Source organism: Paraburkholderia sp. SIMBA_027 (assembly GCF_046535315.1).
Classification (GTDB): domain Bacteria; phylum Pseudomonadota; class Gammaproteobacteria; order Burkholderiales; family Burkholderiaceae; genus Paraburkholderia; species Paraburkholderia tropica.
The window spans coordinates 163,252-184,335 of record NZ_JAWRWY010000015.1; the positions used below are offsets into that span (position 1 = coordinate 163,252).

Sequence of the window (21,084 nt, forward strand, 5' to 3'; positions counted from 1 at the left end):
GTGACAGAACCAAGTACGCGGATCGGCAAATACACTCGATTCAATACGCATCAATGACGTTAAAAGCGGAAATAATAAAGGGCTGAATGTATTTCCCGGAAAATTTTGTAAGATAATGCTGAGCGTTTAAATGGCGACCAGAAAAGGACAGGAATGGGGGCGCAGGATCTCATTGCAGCCATTACCGGGGGCGTGGCGCAAACCGATCGGCTAATCAAGCTCGATACCCCACTCGGCGATAATGTGCTTCTACCGCAACGTGCGGTGGGTCACGCACGTATGGGCCGCGATTACGGCTTTACACTCGATGTCGTTTCCACGAACGAAAACGTCGAGTTGAAGAAACTGATCGCGCAGCCCGTGACGTTGTGGCTGCAACAAGCCGATCAGACCTATCTGCCGCATCACGGCTACGTCCACACGGCCCGCCGGCTGGGCGCGGACGGTGGTTTGACGAGCTATCAGCTCGAATTCGCCTCCTGGCAGCACTTCCTGCTCTATCGCTCGGACGCCCGCATCTGGCAGGATAAAACCGCCGACGCCATCCTCACCGACGTATTCAATGCGCATCCTCAGGCGCGCGGCGCTTTCCGGTTCGCCATTCAACATGTCTTGCCCACGCGTTCGTTTTGCGTGCAATACGAGAGCGACTGGAATTTCTGCCAGCGGATTATGGAATCCGAAGGCCTCTTCAGTTATTTTGAACAGGCCACCGATGGGAAATCGCACACGGTCGTAATTACCGACAATATCGACGCATTGCCCGCTTTAAATCCGCAATCGGTTAATTTTTACCGATCGGGCGTGAATAGCGAAACCAATGCGCTGGTGCAATGGAGCGGCACGCGCACTTTGCAAAGCGTGACGCTCACGACGCGCACGTTCGACTACAAATCGCCGGGCACGGTCGCGAATCCGAAGGGCACCTCGGTGCCCACGCACGCGAATCAAGGCGATCTTCCGCAGCAGGCCGAGGTGTATGAGTACACGGGCGCGTACACGTACGGCGATCAGTCGCGCGGCGACACGCTCAGCGAAACGCGCATGGAAGAGTGGGAGTCGCGCTCGAAGCGATTCGAAGGCGCGGGCGCCGTGCGCAATCTCGACGCGGGGCGCTGGTTCGAACTCGACGGCCATCCGGTGCACGACACGGACAGCCAGCAGGACCGGCAATTTGCCGTGATCGAGGCGCGCTGGTTCATCGACAACAATCTGCCCGTTTCGGCCACGCAGACGCAAACGTTCCCGCACAGCCTGCAAGGCGAGCTGGCGGCGATCAAGGCCGCGAATGCGAGCGGCAGCGACGCGCTCGCGGTGAAAGCCACGGACGGCAGCGCGGGTTTTCTGCTCGTGCAGATCGAGGCGCAGCGCAAGGCCGTGCCGTATCGCAGCCCGCTCGAGCATCACAAGCCGAAGATGACCATGCAGACGGCGCTGGTGGTCGGCCCGGAAAACGAAGAGGTCTATACCGATACGCAAAACCGCATCAAGGTCCATTTTCACTGGGACCGTTTGAATGCGGGCGACGAAGCGGCGTCGTGCTGGATACGCGTGGCCATGTCCGATTCGGGCGGCAGTTACGGCAGCGTGCACGTGCCGCGTATCGGCGAAGAAGTGGTCGTGAGCTGGCTCGACGGCGATTGCGATCGACCGATCGTGACGGCGCGCGTCTATAACGGCGACACGAATCCGAACTGGCATTCGAACGGCATTCTCTCCGGCTACAAGTCGATGGAATTCGGCGGCAGCGGCTACAACCAGATGGTGATGGACGATGCGACGGGCCAGAATCGCGCGCAGCTTTACAGCACGAGCGCGAATTCGCAATTGCAGCTCGGCCATCTGATTGCACAGAGCGCCAATTCGCGCGGCGCGTATCTGGGCAGCGGCTTCGATCTGAAATCGGATGCGTTCGGCGCGGTGAATGCGGGGCAAGGGCTCTATGTGAGCACCTATGCGAAGAGCGCGACGAGTCAGCAGCTCGACGTGAGCGAAGCGAAAACGCAGTTGGAAAGCGCGCAGGAAACCATCGACGCGCAGTCGCAGGCGAGCGAGAAGCATCAGGCCGAATCGCTGCAGGACGGCACGCAGGCGCTCAAGACGTTTGCGAGCGCGACGCAATCGACACAATCGACGCAACAAGGCGCGAGCGGCAGCGCATCGGGCGGCAATACCGCGGGCGGCGGAACGGGCAGCGCGAATGCGTTCACCGAGCCGGTGATGCTGATGGCGAGTCCGTCGGGGATTGCGCTTTCTACGCAGGATTCGGCGCATGTCGCTGCTAAAGAGCAGATCACGTTCGTCAGCAAGCAAAGCACGCATGTGGCGGCGGGTAAGTCGCTGCTCGCGAGTATCGGCGAAAAGCTGAGTCTCTTTGCGCAAACGGCGGGCATGAAACTGTTCGCGGGCAAAGGCAAGTTCGAGATTCAGGCGCAGTCGGACAATATCGAGGTGACGGCGCAGAAGACGCTACGGCTGATTTCGGCTTCGGAGCGCATCGAGGTAGCGGCGAATCAGGAAATTCTGCTGACCTGTGGCGGTGCGTATATTCGTATAAAGGACGGCAACATCGAGATTCACGCACCGCGGTACATCGACATCAAGGGCGCGCAGCACGCACTTGACGGCCCCACCAGCAGTCCGTATGACCTGCCCGTGCTCGCGAAGGGCGATCTCCACAACAAGCTTGAGCTCAATCTCACGGACGGCAATCTCAAGCCTGTACCGCAGGCTCCCTACAAAGTGGTGTTCGAGGACGGAACGACCTTGGCTGGCAAACTCGACGGAAGCGGCCACGCCGTCCTGCGGGACGTGCCGGACGGCGCGGCGAAGGTGTTTTTTGGTGAAGATGTTCGGTCTTTTACGCCCCAGTCCGTTCCCGCAGCTCAGGAGATTGCGCAGTCTGACGTTCTCAAGGAACTGCATCAAGCTGGACACCACGGCATTACGGACGAAAACCTATATAGCCTCTTCAACAAATTCTCTGGTCGTCCGGACGTGTCATGAACAAAAACGACCAACAGGCAATAGAGGATGCCGTCAAAGAAATCAGCTTGTCTATGGCAACGAACGCCGTGCCGTTGTTCTATGTTGCACAGAACGTTTACGACACGACCGAGAGCGTCTGGACTGTGTGGAATGCGCGAGCGAGCACAGACGAGATGACGAAAATCGAGGCCGGTATTGACCTTGTATTTTCGGTCGTTGGCTGGGTTCCGGTGGTCGGAGCGGGCGTCAAGCGCACGTTCCGCCTCGTCAATCACAGGTCGGAAATATATGGTCCGTTACTTTTCGATATTCTGCGTCTCGTTCTCCAGCAGGCGCACATTCAGACCAGCCCGGAAACGCTAATCGACAAACTGTTCGACGCAACCGGCGTAAAGAAGTATCTGATTGATGCGCGAGTGCATATTCAGAAGTCGTGGTTGTATCGTGAGATGCCGTCCGGCGTTCAGGTCACTTTCATGCAGGCGCTGGCCTTCGTGGAAACAAACCTGCCTTATTGGCTCGCGCAGTTCGTTCAACGCAAGTTGCTGCATTGGCGCAGGAAGCAGCCAAACTCGTCTGCAATGAGCACTTTGGAAGATCACCGGACCACTGCGAAGCCTGGCGCAAAGGGCGAAGAGGCTAAAGCAGGACACGAGCGGCCGGTCTCGACGCCTTCGCGCGGAGTGGTGAATGCCAGGCTTGCTGTCACCGATATCACGACGAGTATCACCGGTATCCTGGGCGAACACATCGGTGATTACTATTGCTATGAAAAGCTCAATTGGGGTAACGGCTGGAAGGGGCATGACAAGGGGCTGGCCGGCAAATGGACTGAGAAACCGGGCCTTCGCGTCATGGGGAAACTCAACGATTATGGCAAGCTGAACAAGCTGTTCGACCTCAAGGCGCGTGGCCACGGTCTCGATGGGGTCTGGCGTGCCGCGCCGTCCAACAATCAGCTCAAGGACTTTGCTATCGTTGAGATCAAGTCATCAACGACGACCCGGAAGCTCAAGGACCCGAATGCCAAGCCAGGCGTTGCGAGCAAGCTCGGCACGATCAAGGAGGCGGTCCGTCCTCCAGCCCAAGACCTGCTCGAACCTGCGGAAAACGCGGTGCCGACGCCGTCGGCCGCAGGGGGAGGGAAGCCAGGAGGAGGCAAACCTTCGATGGGTAGTGGAAAGCGCGAGCCAGGCGGGTACGTCAGTGGTCCGCAGAGGAAGCAGCAAACCAGTGGCGACCAATCGGCAACCGGAGCGAGCGCGAAGGGCGGGGGAGCGTCATCCGGACCTGGCAGCGCGAAAATTGCTCGGGTCCAGATGAGTCACCAGTGGATTGAAGGAAGACTCCCTGCTGCGGTGCCGAACCAGAGTCTGGTGGAAAGCATACTCAGGTCGGGATACGCGCGACATCTGTTGTATGTCCCGTTCTATCTTCCATCGGCTATCCAGCACGTCGAAGCCCTGGCCACCGGTGCTGAACATGAACATACGGATCACGATCTCCCCGTCACTCACCACTACAAAGAGGGCGAGGTTGACCAGGCGGTTAAACTCAAGGCGAGCCGGATAAAATAGTGTAGTGCTATGAGATTACTGATATGAGCGAAGACTTCGATTCGAAGCGGCGGCAACGCTTTCTTGACGAGGACTATTTCAATTGGCGTTTGGGTCTGTTGAATGACAGCATCGCGTACTGGTCGGAAAATACGGCTCCGACGGGTAGCGATGAGGCGGAGCGAAAAGCGATCACTCAGCGTTATTACGCCGCCGATGTATATCGGCGCTTCCTGCTCATGTACACGGGGGGCGCGGATATTTCAGTGTTACGGGGCGGGCTCGATCTGGTTGTGGATGCGTATGAAAGCTACGCGATTGCCCAACGCTTGAGCTTGCATGACGCGACCGAGCCGCCACTGATATTCGAAGAAATTGGCGAGTATGAAACAGTGATGCAGTTGATTGGCTTTTGCTATCTGCTGCACAGGCGTGATTTGCTTCCTCGGCTAGTCGCCATGTTCGATCCTTCCTATCGGGGCAGGGATACCTTGTATGAGGATCTGCTGGCCTATGAGCTGGAAGGACGGATCAACGTCGACAACTGGTATCACGATGTACCCTATCGGCCACTCGTCTTTAGCTTGTATCGTGAGACCAGCCACGAGCCCGTCAACGATCTGCAGGAGTATCTCGACGCGTGGTATCCAGGAATGGTGGACGCTTCCTGGCATGATGGTCATCTTGACGCCCGAAGGGGGGGCAAGGGTACCTATGTCGGCTACTGGGCCATTGAAGCCGCCGCTGTGGCACTTTTGCTGCAGATGGACGATAGCGCGTTCCGGGATCATCCGTTATATCCCAAAGACCTCGCTGACTTCGCGCGGGATTTTGACGAATCGAATGGCAACGCGCAACCCCTTGATGACATTGGACCCAAGACGGTGCGCACGGGGCAACTCTGCCCTGAAACCGGCATCTGGAAAGCGAAGGGGCACAATGTGCCAGGGGTGATGATGCGTGAAGGCGATCGTATGCCCGAGGTGTTCGGTCCAGACCGCAGCGGCGCACATCGTCCGCAGCCAGCGGTCTGGGAATTCGAGCGCAAGGCATGACGTCGAACGGTTGGCCCGGCGGTCACTGAGCAAGGTAGCGGCGGCCGGCTCAAGCGGAGTCTGCCGAAAACATAGTCAGACGGCAATGCCCGTTGGCTCGCCGACCATGCATCCGCCGACGGGCCTCATGTTCGGGCCTTCGGAGGGCGATCGACCGTCAATTAATACGAAATCGGAATCAATTTTCTCAGCGGCATTTCTTGTCGAAGTTCTTTCCTGGCCTACCGATATATCAAGTCAGTTTTCAGTATGCGGCTATTTGCGTAAGCAGCCTGAAGGCGCTCCTGTTTGGCGCGCCGCTTGATCGACGCGAGCAATCGCTATAGCCGCATTCAACGTTTCTTCGATCCGGTGGGCAATCTCGTGCGCGAGCATCACGCGTACGACGTGTTCGGCGTGTCGCGCAGTTACGTCTGGCATCACAGCTATGACGAACTGGGAAATCGCACGCGCACGGTGCGCCCGGATGGTCATGCGATCGACTGGCTGATGTATGGCTCGGGACACGTGCACGGACTGCTCGTGGATGGCGAAGAGCGCCTGGAAATCGAGCGCGACGACTTGCATCGCGAGATTCGCCGTACGCTGTCGAGCCGTATTGGTCAGAGCACGCTTTATGACCCGGCGGGACGTATCGAAAGGCAGACGGTGCAACGCGAGAAAGCGCCTGCGCCGTTGAGCGCGCGGCGCTATCGCTATGACACGGCGGGAGAACTCACGCAGATCGAGGACAGCCGCAAGGGCGTGACGGATTATCGTTACGATCCGGTGGGGCGTTTGCTGGAAGCGATCGGGCCGGGCGGCAAGGAGCGCTTTGCGTTCGATCCTGCGAGCAATATCGTCGATCCTGTGCAGCCTGATCGTGCACCCGGCTATTCGTTTGCCGCGCGCAGCGAAAGCACGCTGCCGGCTTCGGTGCCGAAGGTGTTGGGCAATCTGCTCAGGGAATATGCGGGCACGCACTTCGATTACGACGCGCAGGGCAATCTTGTGCAGAAGCGTTCGTCGGCTGGCACGCGGCGGTTCGAGTGGGATGCGTATGACCGCTTGAGTGGCGCGAGTGTCGATGCGCCGTCGCGGCATAGCGTGTCGAGTTATTTCTACGATCCGTTTGGGCGACGTATTGCGAAAGTCGTGGACGGCGTGGAGACGGTGTTCGGTTGGGACGGCGAAGCGCTGGCATACGAATCAACCGACGAGCGAAGCACGCATTATGTCTACGAGGCGCGGAGTTTCGTGCCGATGGCGCAGTATGTGGCCGCGCCGGTTGCCGGGATCGAGACGCCGGTGCGTCGTGCGGGCGATCGGTATACGCCGGAGGATGATCCGTTACAGCGTGTGCCGGTAGCGAATGGCGATGCGCGCGTGATGTTCTATCACTGCGATCAGATTGGCACGCCGTTGATGATGACGGATGAAGCCGGCGAGGTGGTGTGGGAAGCGACGTATAAGGCCTGGGGCGAAGCGCCGGAAGTGATCGAGCGTGCGTCTGCTGTGAGCGGCGGCGAGGCAGTGAAGAATCCGCTGAGGTTCCAGGGGCAGTTCGTCGATGAAGAGACGGGGCTGCATTACAATCGGTATCGGTATTATGATCCGGCCACTGGGCGGTTTGTTAGCAAGGATCCGATTGGGTTGGCGGGTGGAATCAACGTCTATCAGTATGCGCCGAATGCGGTGCAGTGGATTGATGCGTTGGGGCTCGCGACTTGCCCCCTCCAGAAGCTTGCAGATCGCGGATTCAGTGGCGTGTCGCGGAACGAAAACGGCGGCCTTGACTATTCCAATAGCAACGCGCTGTACAATAAAAATGGTGCGAATCCGATCCAGGCTATCACGTACACCGGCGATTACGAGACTGATTTTCAAAATGCGTCGATGGCTGCGTTGGGGCAAAAAACGACCCCACGTGGTTACGTGTGGCATCACGTTGACGACTACAACCCTGAGGACAACACTGGGACAATGCAACTCGTAAAGCAAGAGGCGCATAATGGCATTCCTCATGTGGGAGGGGTTAGCCAGTACCAAGCCGCGACCGGTCAAAAATACTCACACCCGTGCAGGAGATAAGAATGCGCTACGAAGACACAGAACAGAGTTTGTCGGCAAACGACCTCGACGCTTTCGAACACGTCACCAAAATTCGTTTGCCGGAAGCGTTCAAGCGTCATTATCTTGGCCATAATGGCGGATACCCGGTAGATGTGGAGAGGGTCGTTGGTCTGGATCATGTATTCCCATTTCACGGCTTCTTTCCGCTGAAATATGGTGCGCTGACGATCGAAATGATGAAAAAGGATTTGGCCGAAGATTTCGGATTGTCGGATGCTATCCCGTTTGCATATGATCAAGGGAGTAATATTTTTTATATCGCGACGACGGGTAATGATTGCGGTGCAGTGCTTCAAATTACTGCGGATACTAAGGATATCTTTTTCGTCTGTAATTCATTTGACCAGTTTTTGAACGGTCTTCAAGTATCGTAGTAGAGCGGAGAGGACGAGGTGATGTCACGTCTAAGGGATAAAGCAGATTCGCCGATTCTAGATGGTCGGATGACGGGTGGCCGCGCGAATCTCCCCTTGATGTATAGGTGCATCACTTCATAGTCCGGATAACTGCGGGCTGCTGATGAAGCGGCCCGTTGGACGGTTCCCCTTGTTAGGAGACCACTCGCACATTCACCGTATCCACGAGTACCTTAGCTTTAAATCCCGCTAGTAAAAAGTTTCTGAAAAGAAAGCAAACGTTTACATCAACGCCCCGAGCAATACTTACCTCGCCTTACCCGCACCGCACGAGCGCTCGAACTCCACGCTCCGCTCAATCAACCGAGCCCCCCCCACTAAAGCTTTCACCCAACCTGCCGATATGCAGATACGGTTATCCAGCGTCCGGCTGAATCCGTATGCCATTTGAAGGCAACGCTGTCTGGCGCGCCGATCGAGGGGCGGGCCGTGTCGTCCACACGCTTGCCGCGCCACGGCGGTTCAATTCGAACTCGAAAGCGAGCATGACGTGCGACGAATCAAGTTTGCCTGCCTGCTGTCCGGTTTGATCTGCACGATGTTTCTGGGCGCCTGTCACTCGCGCGATGCCGCGTCGGTCGCCACGTCGGCCCCAGCGCGCACCAGCATCACCGCGCTCGTCTGGGCGCCGGACTGGCCCGAAGAGATGCTGCGCATCGCCTCCGATTTCAGCAAACAGAATCCGGACGTGCACGTCGACGTTCAGTTCATGGTCGGCAATTCGGTGGAGGAGAACATCAAGCCGCGCATCGCGGCCGGCACCTTGCCCGATCTCGTGAGCGTCAATCCCAACGCGTACGCGGCCGAACTGGCCGATCAGGGCATTCTCGCCGACCTCAGCCACACAGCGGCATGGCAGAGCATGCTCGAACCGCTCAAGCGCGACTGGACGAGTCATCGCGGTAAAGGCTTTGGCATTTCCGGCGGCGTCGCGACCACGATGATTTACTACAACCGCGATATGTTCGCTAAAGCCGGCATCACTGCACCGCCCGCGAATTTCGACGAATTTCTGCAGGACTGTGCGAAACTCAAGCGCGCGGGATTGACGCCTGTCGTCTGGAATGGCGGCTTTCCCAACATGCTCGGCAATGGGCCGTTCAGTTCGGGCTTCGCGAATAATGTCGTCGCGCGCGAGCCCGATTGGCGCAACAAGATGGCCGATGGTTCGCTCGATCTGAATACGCCTGAAGTCGCCGATATCTTCACAAAGATGGCGCTGATTCCCGCGCGCGGTTATGTACAGCCGGATTACATGTCGACGGGTTACGACGAAGGCATGCGGCTTTTCAAGGAAGGCAAGGTCGCCATGGCATTTCAGGGGAATTGGGCCGCCGGCCCCATGCTGCACGGGAACGCATTTCCCGTTGGCCTGTTTATTCCGCCATGGAACGCGCGCGGCGAGAAAGTCGTGCCGGTGCTCGGCAGCGAAACGGGTTTCGCCGTTTGCGAAACGCGCAATAAGGCGGCCGCCATGCGATTCCTCGAATTCATCGCCGCGAAGGGCTTTTCGGTTCTGCAGGCGAAGCGTCATAACATTTCGCCGTTTCAGCACGGCGCGGGCACAGCGGTGAGCGATCCGGAAATTGTCGATTACACGAATGCCGTGAGCCGCTACGCTGTGACGGCGAGTCCGTATTACTCGACGTTGCCGTCGAACACGATCGAATTGCTGCATGAACTGATGCAGGACGTGCTGCTCAAGAAAATGACGCCGAGGCAGGCCGCGCAGCGCCTCGATGCGTCGGTAAAAAACGAAGCGAAGATGCACTACAAATGAACGCCATCCCCGTTTCGCTACGACGCGCTTTCGACTATCTCTCTCAGGATTTGCTGCGACGGGTCGAAATTCGCTATCGCTTGATTGCGGCATTCATCCTGTTGTCGCTGCTGCCCATTTTCGTGTCGGGCTGCATTTCCTATGTGAAATCGATTGCGGCCATCAAGGAGAATGCCGAGATCTTTTCGAAGGAAGTGGTCAAACAGGTCTCGCGCAATATCCAGCTTCGCATGCAGCAGATCGAAACGGAAAGCAATCTGCTCGTGCTGTCCGATCGCGTGCAGGGTGCGCTGGCGCGCGCTTCGAGTGGCCGCCTCAAGGAGCAGAGCGAGGCGCGTCAGGCTATGACGCGGCTGTTGCTGGACCATTACGGTTCGGTCGATTACATCAATCAAAAGTATCTGCTCGACCGCAACAACCAGGTGCTGGATACGCAGGCGTTCGCGCAGCTCACGCAAGGCGTGACGAATCTTGTCGTGCAGGCGCAGGGCGTGAATGAGCGCACATACTGGGGCAGTTACGACAACGGTGTCGGGCAACAGAATCTGGGCATGGTGCGCGTCATTTTCGACAAGACCAATAACCAGAAGATCGGCAATCTGGTGTTGATCGTGCGGCCCGAGTATTTCTCGACGATCTTCAACGACGTGGCCACCGGCAGCGGTACCGAAATCGATATCTTCGACGCGAGCAACAACAAGATCATTCTGCGCGCCGATAACGCGTCCGCGAATGCCGACGCCGCGCCCGATGCCGCGCTGGCCGAAACCATCGCGCGCAGCGCGCAATCGGGCGAGACCAGCAGCGTCGTGATGCTGGCGACGAAGCACGGCGGCCGCTATCTGGCGGCGTTTTCCAAAGTCCCCGGCACGACATGGTATGTGGTCAGCACGATCGCGGAGAAAAAGCTGACTGTCGAGGCGCAGACCGTGCGCAACCAGATCGTGCTCGTCGGTATTTCGGGTTTCCTGCTGTCGATCTTTCTGGCGTATTTCATTTCGCACAGTATTTCCGCGCCGTTGCGTCAATTGGTGCGCAAGATGCACGACTCCGGCGACGACGCGGGCGCGAATGTGGACGACACGCTGCACGCGAGCGATAAAGCCGGCGGGCAGGACGAACTCGGGCGCCTCGCGCTGCGTTTCGAACGCATGCACGACGCGATTCAGCAGAAGATTCAGAAGATCAACGAAATCAATGCGTCGCTTGAGCAGACCGTGGCGGATCGCACGGCGGAGCTCGTCACACGCGAACGCGAGTCGCGCACGCTGATCGAGAATTCGCCCGATACGATCACGCGCTACGACCGCGAGGCGCGGCGCATTTACGCCAATCCGGCATTTTGCGCGTCGGCCGGATGCACGCTGACCGACTCGCTCGGCAAGCGGCCTTCGGAGTTGCCGGGCGGCCCTAACGCGCTGGTTTACGAAAAGAAAATCGGCGAGGTGTTTGCGAGCGGTAAAAGTGCGCAATTCGAACTGCGCTGGGTCGGCAAGGACGGCGAGGAGCAATGCACGCATATTCGCATTACGCCGGAAATCGATCGTGCGGGCGTGGTGAATTCCGTGCTCGCCGTAGGCCGCGATCTGTCCGACCGTATGGCGTTCGAGGCCACCATCTGGAAACAGGCGAATTTCGACGCATTGACCGGCCTGCCCAATCGTCAGATGTTTCTCGATCGACTCGACCGCGAAGCGATGCATTCGCGCCATTCGGGGCAGCGCATCGCGCTCATGCTGATCGATCTCGACCGCTTCAAGGAAGTGAACGATTCGCTCGGCCACGACAGGGGCGACGTATTGCTGATCGAAGCGGGCAAGCGCATTGGCGATTGCGTGCGCGACATCGACACGGTAGCGCGTCTGGGCGGCGACGAATTCACCGTCATTCTGCCGAATTTCGACGATCCCGACAGCGTCGAGCGCATGGCGAAAGCCATCATTGCGCAGCTTGCCGAGCCGTTCAAACTGGGCGCCGACGAAGTCTTTATTTCCGCGAGTATCGGCGTGACGTTTTATCCGGACGACGCGCGCGAACTCGATGTGCTGTTCAAGAACGCCGATCAGGCGATGTACGCCGCAAAGAGCGCGGGCCGCAATCGTTTCAGCTATTTCACGCCCGACATGCAGGTGGAAGCCGAAAAGCGACTGCGGCTCACCAATGATTTGCGCGTCGCGCTGCCGGGCAATCAGTTTCAGGTGTTTTATCAGCCGATTGTCGATCTTGCGACCGGGAAGATTTGCAAGGCGGAAGCGCTGCTGCGCTGGCTGCATCCGGAGCGCGGCATGATCAGTCCGCTCGATTTTATTCCGTTGGCGGAAGATACCGGGCTGATCGTGCCGATTGGCGACTGGGTATTCCGGCAAGCGGTGCAGCAGGTTCGCCAATGGCGCGATCAATATCAGTCGTGTTTCCAGATTGGCGTGAACATGTCGCCGGTTCAGGTGCGCCAGGACAGTCTCGTGTGCTCGCGCTGGTCTGAATATCTCGCGATTGAAGGCGTGCCGGGGCAGAGCGTCGTGGTGGAAATCACCGAAGGTCTGCTGCTTCAGGCGGAATCGAAAATCGACGAGAAACTCGTAAGTTTCCGGCGCGCGGGCATCGGGATTTCGATCGACGATTTCGGCACCGGCTATTCGTCGCTCGCGTATTTGCAGCGTTTCGATATCGATTACCTGAAAATCGACCGTTCGTTCGTTCAGGATCTCAGCGTCAACGAAGACAATCAGGCGCTTTGCGAAGCCATGGTCGTGCTCGCGCACAAACTCGGGCTGCAGGTCATCGCGGAAGGCGTGGAAACCGCCGAGCAGCGCGATTTTCTCAAGGCCGTGGGCTGCGATTTCGCGCAGGGCTTTTATTATTCGGCGCCGGTGCCGCGCGCGCAATTCGAGGCGCTGGTCTGGCCGCTCATCGAAGAAAGCGTAGAGCCGGTACGAAACTGATCGCGAATACGCCGTATTCGTGTTAAAGGTGCGCGGTGCGGCGGTCGTTATCCAGGTGTCGAATCAAGACCTGCGCCGCGCTTCCTTTCGCAAGCCGTTTGTAAAAAGAATGAATAAGTTGATCACTTCTCGGCGTCCGACGCGCCTGCATCGCTGGATTGCCGTGGGCATGGCGCTGTGCATCGGACTGCTGGTCGCGGCGATTCTGCCGCGCGCGGCCACGCCTTTGCCGGCGTGTCTGCCTTTCGTGCCTGTTTTTTGCACGGCGGTCGTGGTGACCGAATCGATTACTGCGCTGCTGATGTGGGTGCGTTACCGCATGGGCAAGTCGCCGCTCGACGCGGCCTTGTCGGCGGCGTACGCGTTCAGCAGCCTGACCTGCGCGGTGCAATTGCTGATTTTCCCCGGCGTGTTCTCGCCTACCGGCCTGCTGGGCGCCGGCAAGCAGACGGCAGTGTGGGTCTGGGTGCTCTGGCACGGCGGCTTTCCGGCGATCGTGCTGATCGGCTTCACGCTGCGCCGTCTCGCGGGCAAGAAGGCGGCGCTGCGCCTTCCGCACGCACGTTCGCTCGTGTGGCTCGCGCTCGGCGCCAGCGCGCTCGGTTGTCTCGTCGCGGTGCGCGCGAGCGACTGGCTGCCCGCGCTGATCCGCGACGGCTCGTATGCCGCGCTTCAGCACAGCCCCGTCACGGCGCTGGTCGTGTTCGTGAGCGTGGCGGCCCTCATCGCGCAACTCGTCTCGGGCCGTCTGCGCACGGTGCTCGACATCTGGCTGACGATTGCGCTGCTCGCCTTTTTCGCCGATGTCGTCCTCACGCTCGCCGGTTCGGCGCGCTACACGATCGGCTGGTATGGCGCGCGCGGGGCGTCGATGATCGCGTCGTCGGCATTGCTGGCTGCGTTGCTGGTCGAGATCGCGATGCTCTATTCGCGGCTCGCGAAGATGAACGAGGATCTCGAACAGAAAGCGAATCGCGACGCCTTGACGGGCCTCTACAACCGCGGCTGGTTCGACGCCGCGTATGCGCGCGAACATCTTTCCGCGCGTCATCGCGCGAGTCCGCTTTCGGTGCTGATGGTCGACGTCGATCACTTCAAGCAATACAACGACGCCTACGGGCACGGTGCGGGCGACGTCTGTCTGCGTTTGATCGCCGATGCGCTGCAAGCCTGTTTGCGGCGCACGGACGACGCCGTGTGCCGCTACGGCGGCGAAGAATTCGTGGTGCTGTTGCCCGGTTGCGCGCGCGACGCGGCCATTGCGATTGGCGAAGCGATGCGCGTGGCCGTGCGCAGTCTCGACATTCGCGCGCGCACGCAGGCGAAGCGCGTGACGGTGTCGATCGGTGCGTTCACCAGCGATTTCGGCGATGAATTCGCTGTCGATCCGCTTAGGGCTGCCGACGAAAATCTCTATCGCGCGAAAGCCGCGGGCCGCGACAAGGTGATGGCGAGCGCGCTGCCGTCGATCGTGCCGCTCGCCTCGTCGGCGGCAACTGTTGAAGGCTGATTCGCCATCGACGGTATAAACGGCGCCGCCGCTTTTATTCGTATCGATTCAACGCAGCGCGGCGCGCAGATCGCGCACGCCGCGCCCGAGACGCTGACGCAATAACGTGCGCAGCGTCGCCCCATCTTCGTAGCCCACTTCGGCGGCAATCGCGTCGATGTCCATACCGCTGCCGTGCAGCAGCGATTGCGCGCGCTCGACGCGCAGATCCTGAAAGTACGCCAGCGGCGATTTCCCCAGCACTTCCTGACAACGCCGTTGCAGCGAACGCGGGCTCGTGGCCAGCGCGCCGGCGGCTTCCTGCAATGAGAAGCCGCGCTTGAGGTGCGTGCGCGACCATTGCTCGAAGCGCTGAATCAGCGGGTCGGCCTGCGCGAGATGATTGGGGATGATGTACGGCGCCTGCGAGCTGCGGATATCGGCGAGCAGATAACGCGACACCACCGTCGCCAGTTCGGGACTCTGCTTGCGGATCAGCCACAGCGCGAGATCGAGATGGCCCATCGCCGCGCCCGCCGTCGCGCCCGCGTCGGTGGCCACGAGCATGCGCGTTTCGTCGAGCCGCACGCGCGGATAGCGCTGCCGGAACAGCGGCGCGAGCGACCAGGTGGTGGTGGCGTCGCGATCGTCGAGCAGACCCGATTCGGCCAGCACGAAGGTGCCGATGCACGACGCCGCCACGAACACGCCTTGATCGCGCCACGCACGCAACTGCGCCTGGGCGTCGCGCACGTCCGCGCGCGCAAGCGCCGGCAGCAGGGTCTCGGGCGTGACGGCCGCGAGCGCGGGCACGACCACCCAGTCGGGCTTCAGGTCGGCCGTGATCGGCTGCACCGGAATCGTGAAGCCGTGGCCCGAACGCACGCGCTTGCGCATGCCCACCACGCTCACCTCGAAACGCGGCGCGCCGCCCGTCACGCGCGCGCCGAGATTGTTGGCGGCCCGCAGCGTGTCGAGCACCACGGCGAGTCCGGTATCGAAGAGTCCGTCGAGGGCGAGCACGGCGATGCGCATGGCGTAAATGACCCTAAAGTTGTCATTTGCGACGATACTGCTTTTCCGGCCGGAACGCTACAGTGATCTCCGTTGCACGTCGCAACGACGCTCGAATACAGGAGATTTCCCATGAAGGTTTTCGCAGTCGGAACGATCGTCAAGCCGCTCACCGATGAAGAGCAGCAACGCATCATGCCGAAGGAAGTGCCGCACACGCTTCAACTCTATCTCGACGGCAAGATCGACCAGTTCTGGTTTCGTCACGACACGCCCGGTGTGATCTTCCTGATGAACGCCGCGACCGTGGAAGAGGCCAAGGCTTCGCTCGACACGCTGCCGCTGGTCGAAAACGGGTTGATGACGTTCGATCTCACGCCGGTGGGTCCGCTCGCGCCGCTCGGTCGTCTGATTCCGCAATAAGGGTGTTGGAAAACATCGAAAAATAATCAGCAATCCGGATTATCAAAGCAGTATTCGCGCGCGTTCGATTTGCATCGAGCGCGCGTAGTTTTTCTACTTAAATCATGTAGTTTTTCTCCATATTGCGCGCGTCCGTTCCCTCATTTCGGACAACCTATCCGGTATTACCCTGGGGCTATTTCTCGTCCGCCAGAACTCTGCTATAAATGCGCTCCCAAGCTGATTACGTTTTAGCACGGTGAAAAATCGCAGGCGCGGATAACGCGCCGAAAGCCGTCGAAAGGAGTGCCATGGCGCGCGTCGTAGTGGTGGGCAGTATCAACATGGACATGGTCGTCGCGACCGAGACGTTTCCCCGCCTGGGCGAGACGCTGTTCGGCACGCGTTTCTCGACGCATCCCGGTGGCAAGGGCGCGAACCAGGCGGTGGCTGCGGCCCGTCTGGGCGCCGACGTGACGATGATCGGTTGCGTGGGCGACGACGCGTTCGGCAACGAGTTGAAGGCAACGCTCGCGCGCGAAGGCGTGGACATCCGCCACGTGAGCACCGGCCGCGAGGCCACCGGCATCGCCTCGATCACGGTGTCGGGCGGCGACAACGCGATCATCGTCGTGCCGGGCGCGAATGACGAACTCACGCCCGCGCATATCGACGCGGCGAGCGACGCCTTCGCACAGGCCGACGTCGTGCTCGCGCAACTCGAAGTGCCGATGGCGACCGTGATCCATGCCGCGCGCCGCGCGCGCGAGCACGGCAAGCCGTTCTTCCTGAATCCCGCGCCCGCCGTGGCGCTCAGCGACGAACTCGTCGAACTGGCCACGCTGCTCACGCCCAACGAACACGAACTCGCGACCGCGCTGCAGCAGCCCGAAGCCGACTGGGCGCGCACGCTGGCAAGCCGTCCGGGCCGCATTGCGATGACGCACGGCAAGGAAGGCGCGTACTTCACGCAGGCCGACGGCACGCTCGCGCATCAGCCGGGTTTCACCGTCGAAGCGGTCGACAGCACCGGCGCGGGCGACACCTTCAACGGCGCGCTGGCGGCCTTCTGGCATCTGGGCATGAGCGAAGCCGTGCGCCGCGCGAACGCGGCGGGCGCGCTCTCCGTCACGCGTGCGGGCGCGCAGGGCGGCATGCCCACGCTCGCCGAACTCGAAGCACTCTTGAAACAGCAGGCGTAATACGCGATGAAAAAACACGGACATTTGAATCGCGACATCGCGCGCGTGCTGGCCGGCATGGGCCATACCGACAGCCTCGTGATCGCCGATTGCGGTCTGCCGATCCCCGAGGGCGTCGAATGCATCGACCTGTCGATGTCGCTCGGCGTGCCGGGCTTCTTCGACGTGCTCGACAGCGTGCTCGCCGACTTCAAGGCCGAGCGCGCGGTGTTCGCGAGCGAGGCGCAGACGCATAACGCCGCCGTGGTCGCACGCGAGCGCGAGCTGGCTGCTGCGCAGGTCGTCATCGAAGAAGTGCCGCACGAAGAATTCAAGCGCCGCTGCCGTGCAGCGAAAGCGGTGATCCGCACCGGCGAATGCAGCCCTTACGCGAATGTGATCCTGCATTCGGGCGTGATCTTCTAGGAGGTCGATGATGCAAGTGAAGATGCAGGGCATCGGCAAGGCGTTCGGCCCCGTGCGGGTGCTCGAAGGCGTCGATTTCCACATCGAGGCGGGTGAGATTCACGCGCTGATGGGCGAGAACGGCGCCGGTAAATCGACGCTCATGAAGATTCTGAGCGGCGTGTATCAGGCCGACGCGGGCGCCGTGCTGATCGACGGTCAAGCCGTGCAGATCCGCAGCACCGTGGACGCCGAACGCGCGGGCATCGCCATCATCCACCAGGAGCTGAATCTGATTCCGCAGCTCACGGTGATGGAGAACCTGTTTCTCGGCCGCGAGCCGAGCCGTTTCGGCATGGTCGATACCGCCGCGATGCGCAAGCAGGCGCGCACGTGGCTCGACATGGTCGGCGCGCAGCGCATCGATCCGCAAACCGAGGCAGGCACGCTGTCGATCGGCCAGCAGCAGCTCGTGGAAATCGCCAAGGCGCTCTCGCTGAACGCGCAGGTGCTGATCATGGACGAGCCCACCGCCGCGCTCACGAACCGCGAAATCGACACGCTGTTCGAGATCATGCAGCAACTGAAGGCGCGCGGCGTGGCGATTGTCTACGTCTCGCACCGCATGGAAGAAATCTTCCGTATCTGCGACAAGATCAGCGTGCTGCGCGACGGCCACTTCGTGGGCGAGCGCGCGATTCCCGACACCAATTTCGACGAGATCGTGCGACTGATGGTGGGCCGTGAACTCGGCGAGCGTTTTCCCAAGCGCAATCACACGCCGGGCGACGTGCGCATGCAGGTCGAGAATCTCGCCGACGACGGCCATATCGAAGGCGTGAGCTTCGAGGTGCGCGCGGGCGAAGTGCTCGGCATCGCAGGTCTGATGGGCGCGGGCCGCAGCGAGATTCTGCGCACACTGTTTGGCGCGAACCGCAAGCGTGCGGGCACCGTGAAGCTCGACGGCAAGCCGCTCGACGTGCGCGACGCCTCGAGCGCGATTGCGGCGGGCATCGGCTTCGTCACCGAAGACCGCAAGCGGCAAGGTCTCGTGCTCGGCATGTCGGTGCGCGAGAACGCGACGCTCGTGCATCTGGACCGTTACGCGAAGCTCGGCTTCGTCAACGACAAGGCCGAACGCGGCGCGGTCGACGGCCTTATCAAGCAGTTGCGCGTGCGCACGCGCGACGCGGAACTCGACGTGAAGTCGCTCTCCGGCGGCAACCAGCAGAAGGTGGTGTTCGCCAAGTGGCTCGCGAAGCCACCCAAGGTGCTGCTGCTCGACGAACCCACGCGCGGCGTGGACGTGGGCGGCAAGGCCGAGATCTACACGATCGTCAACCAGCTCGCGGAGCAGGGCGTGGCGATCGTGATGGTGTCGTCCGAACTGCCCGAGGTGCTGGCGATGAGCGACCGCATTCTCGTGATGCACCAAGGTCGTCAGGCCGGCATTTTCGAGGCGGCGAGCGCCACCCAGGAACAGATCATGACGGCCGCGGCAGGCGGCCATGCGGCGCAGCACGACGCGCCGCAAGCGGCGGCCTGAATCCAGGCCGCGCACTTCAAACACAGCACCTCTACAGCACATTCGCGAGATTCGACATGGCGCAACTGACGATGACTCCCAGCAGCAAGGCGACGCTGCAAAAGCTCGGACCTTTTATCGCGCTGCTGATCATAGCGGTCGCATTGTCGATCGTGAGCCGCGACTTCCTCACGGTCGACAACCTGCTCAACGTGATGCGGCAGGCGTCGATCAACGCGCTGATCGCGTTCGGCATGACGCTCGTGATTCTGCTCGGCGGCATCGATCTTTCGGCGGGCTCGGTGCTGGCGCTGTCGTCGGTGATCATCGCGACGCTGCTCAGCTCGGGGACCAATGCGCTGGTCGCGACCGTGGCGGGCCTCGCGGCGGGCGGCCTGATGGGTCTCGCCAACGGCCTCGTCATCAGCAAGGGCAAGGTGGCGCCGTTCATCGCCACGCTCGGCTCGATGACGGTGTTGCGCGGTCTCGCGCTGGTGGTCTCGAACGGCAGCCCGATCAGCAGCTTCAACAGCGACTTCTTCTCGCTGCTCGGCGGCGGTTATGTCGCGCGTCTGATTCCGATTCCCGTCGTGTTGATGCTCGTGATGTTCGGCGTGTTCTGGGTGTTGCTGCGCAAGACCGTGTTCGGCCGCCATGTCTACGCGACCGGCGGCAACGCGGAATCGGCCAAGCTCTCGGGCGTGAAGGTCGATCGCATTCAACTGTGGGTGTACACGATCTCCGGCGTGATGTCGGCGCTCGCGGGCGTGGTCCTTACGTCGCGCCTGAACTCGGCGCAGCCGACGGCGGGCACGGGCTACGAGCTCGACGCGATCGCCGCCGTGGTGCTGGGCGGCACGAGCCTCACGGGCGGGCGCGGCTGGATCTTCGGCACGCTCGTGGGCGCGCTGCTGATCGGCGTGCTGAACAACGGCCTGAATCTGCTCGACGTGTCGTCGTTCTATCAGCAGGTCATCAAGGGCGGCGTGATCCTGCTCGCCGTGCTGATCGATCGCGGCAACAAGAAGTCGTAAGCGCAGCGTTGTAATTGCAAAGCAATCCTGATTAACCGAATCACCATCGATGCAACTCCACACATAAATACGAGGAGGATGACTATGCAGCAATCGAACACCACCATGAAATCGCCGACGTTCTCGAAACTCTTTGCAGCGCTCGTCGCCGGTTCGCTCGCGCTGGGCCTCGCGGCCTGCTCGAAGGAAGGTCCGGGCTCGTCGGGTTCGTCCGACGCGGGCGCGAGCGGCGCATCGGCGGCGGCGCCCGCTTCGGGCGGCGCGGTCACGATCGGTCTGTCGATCTCCACGCTGAACAATCCGTTCTTCGTCTCGCTCAAAAAGGGCGCCGAGGACGAAGCGAAGAAAGACGGCGTGAACCTCATCACCGTCGATGCGCAGAACGACCCCGCGAAGCAGCAGGCGAGCGTCGAAGACCTGATCGAGAAGAAGGTCAATGTCATCCTGATCAACCCGACCGATTCGTCGGCGGTGGCGAACGTGGTCAAGGAAGCGACCAGCAAGGGCATCAAGGTGATCTCGCTCGACCGTAGCGTGAACGGCGCTGAAGTCAGCTCGCATATCGCCTCGGACAACAAGGCCGGCGGCAAGATGGCGGCCGACTTCCTCGTCGAGAAACTGGGCGGCAAGGGCAATATCGTCGAGCTGCAAGGCATTCCGGGTTCCTCGGCGGCCAACGAGCGCGGCGCGGGCTTCGACGACGAGATCGCCGCGAAGGGCGGCGTGAAGATCGCCACGAAGCAGCCGGCCGACTTCGACCGCGCGAAGGGTCTCTCGGTGATGGAAAACATCATCCAGAGCAACAAGGACATCCAGGGCGTGTTCGCGCAGAACGACGAAATGGCGCTGGGCGCGGTCAAGGCGCTGCAGGCGGCGGGCCTGAAGGACGTGGCCGTGGTGGGCTTCGACGCCACCGACGACGCGATCGCCGCCGTGAAGGCCGGCCAGATGGCCGCGACCGTGCAGCAGCAGCCGGAACTGATCGGCCAGTACGGCGTGCAGACCGCGAAGAAGCTCGTCGACGGCCAGCCGGTCGACAAGTTCATTCCGGTGCCGCTGAATCTCTACAAGCAGTAATTTTCCGTAGTACCATCGGGCGCGAAGACCCGCGCCCGTTGCGTCTCATGCGCCCCGACACGATCGGGGCGCATCTTTCACGCCGTTCTCTCACGCGCGCCGCGCCGG

At 60.7% G+C, this 21,084-nt stretch carries 14 protein-coding genes and 1 pseudogene; 14 read left to right on the forward strand and 1 reads right to left on the reverse strand.

The features are described from left to right. Positions 1–153 precede the first annotated feature (153 nt). From SB764_RS27215 to SB764_RS27250, 8 genes and pseudogenes are all read left to right on the forward strand, one after another. The gene (locus SB764_RS27215) at positions 154–3,006 is read left to right on the forward strand and encodes a type VI secretion system Vgr family protein (protein WP_410865659.1); all 2,853 of its coding nucleotides are present in this window, start codon (positions 154–156) and stop codon (positions 3,004–3,006) included. Next, on the forward strand, positions 3,003–4,565 hold the full coding sequence (locus SB764_RS27220; protein ID WP_074981977.1) for a hypothetical protein: 1,563 nt from the start codon (positions 3,003–3,005) through the stop codon (positions 4,563–4,565). Before SB764_RS27215 ends, SB764_RS27220 begins: the two co-directional genes overlap by 4 nt. Before the next feature lie 23 nt (positions 4,566–4,588). Next, complete coding sequence (locus tag SB764_RS27225) at positions 4,589–5,599, forward strand: PoNe immunity protein domain-containing protein (RefSeq protein WP_074981978.1); 1,011 nt, start codon at positions 4,589–4,591, stop codon at positions 5,597–5,599. A gap of 297 nt (positions 5,600–5,896) precedes the next feature. Then, a pseudogene (locus SB764_RS27230) lies at positions 5,897–7,669 on the forward strand (RHS repeat-associated core domain-containing protein); the annotation flags it as partial. 2 nt (positions 7,670–7,671) lie between these two features. Continuing rightward, on the forward strand, positions 7,672–8,085 hold the full coding sequence (locus SB764_RS27235) for an SMI1/KNR4 family protein (RefSeq protein ID WP_176081233.1): 414 nt from the start codon (positions 7,672–7,674) through the stop codon (positions 8,083–8,085). A gap of 580 nt (positions 8,086–8,665) precedes the next feature. Then, a complete protein-coding gene (locus tag SB764_RS27240) occupies positions 8,666–9,907 on the forward strand; it encodes an ABC transporter substrate-binding protein (RefSeq protein WP_074982205.1) in 1,242 nt (413 codons plus the stop codon). Next, entirely contained in the window at positions 9,904–12,849 is a 2,946-nt protein-coding gene (locus SB764_RS27245; RefSeq protein ID WP_321942401.1) for an EAL domain-containing protein, read from the forward strand. The genes SB764_RS27240 and SB764_RS27245 overlap by 4 nt, the downstream gene beginning before the upstream one ends. Before the next feature lie 118 nt (positions 12,850–12,967). Then, the gene (locus SB764_RS27250) at positions 12,968–14,359 is read left to right on the forward strand and encodes a GGDEF domain-containing protein (RefSeq protein WP_176081235.1); all 1,392 of its coding nucleotides are present in this window, start codon (positions 12,968–12,970) and stop codon (positions 14,357–14,359) included. 48 nt (positions 14,360–14,407) lie between these two features. Here SB764_RS27250 and SB764_RS27255 read toward each other — a convergent pair whose 3' ends face one another. Next, on the reverse strand, positions 14,408–15,373 hold the full coding sequence (locus tag SB764_RS27255) for a GlxA family transcriptional regulator (RefSeq protein WP_410865662.1): 966 nt from the start codon (positions 15,371–15,373) through the stop codon (positions 14,408–14,410). 111 nt (positions 15,374–15,484) lie between these two features. On the opposite strand from SB764_RS27255, the gene SB764_RS27260 reads away from it, so the two are divergent. The 6 genes from SB764_RS27260 to rbsB all read left to right on the forward strand — a co-directional run bounded on the left by SB764_RS27260 (position 15,485) and on the right by rbsB (position 20,976). Next, positions 15,485–15,775: a hypothetical protein gene (locus SB764_RS27260; protein ID WP_065060874.1), complete on the forward strand. Its 291-nt coding sequence runs from the start codon at positions 15,485–15,487 to the stop codon at positions 15,773–15,775. 290 nt (positions 15,776–16,065) lie between these two features. Next, entirely contained in the window at positions 16,066–16,956 is an 891-nt protein-coding gene (gene rbsK / locus SB764_RS27265; RefSeq protein ID WP_321870122.1) for a ribokinase, read from the forward strand. A 6-nt stretch (positions 16,957–16,962) separates the two neighbouring features. Further along, positions 16,963–17,361: a D-ribose pyranase gene (gene rbsD / locus SB764_RS27270; protein ID WP_065060872.1), complete on the forward strand. Its 399-nt coding sequence runs from the start codon at positions 16,963–16,965 to the stop codon at positions 17,359–17,361. 7 nt (positions 17,362–17,368) lie between these two features. Beyond that, positions 17,369–18,886 (forward strand): sugar ABC transporter ATP-binding protein, encoded by a 1,518-nt coding sequence (locus tag SB764_RS27275; RefSeq protein WP_301947692.1) that lies wholly within the window; start codon positions 17,369–17,371, stop codon positions 18,884–18,886. A 71-nt stretch (positions 18,887–18,957) separates the two neighbouring features. Continuing rightward, complete coding sequence (locus SB764_RS27280; RefSeq protein WP_301947693.1) at positions 18,958–19,899, forward strand: ABC transporter permease; 942 nt, start codon at positions 18,958–18,960, stop codon at positions 19,897–19,899. Between the two features lie 84 nt (positions 19,900–19,983). Continuing rightward, complete coding sequence (gene rbsB, locus SB764_RS27285; RefSeq protein WP_065060870.1) at positions 19,984–20,976, forward strand: ribose ABC transporter substrate-binding protein RbsB; 993 nt, start codon at positions 19,984–19,986, stop codon at positions 20,974–20,976. The last annotated feature ends 108 nt before the right edge of the window (positions 20,977–21,084 follow it).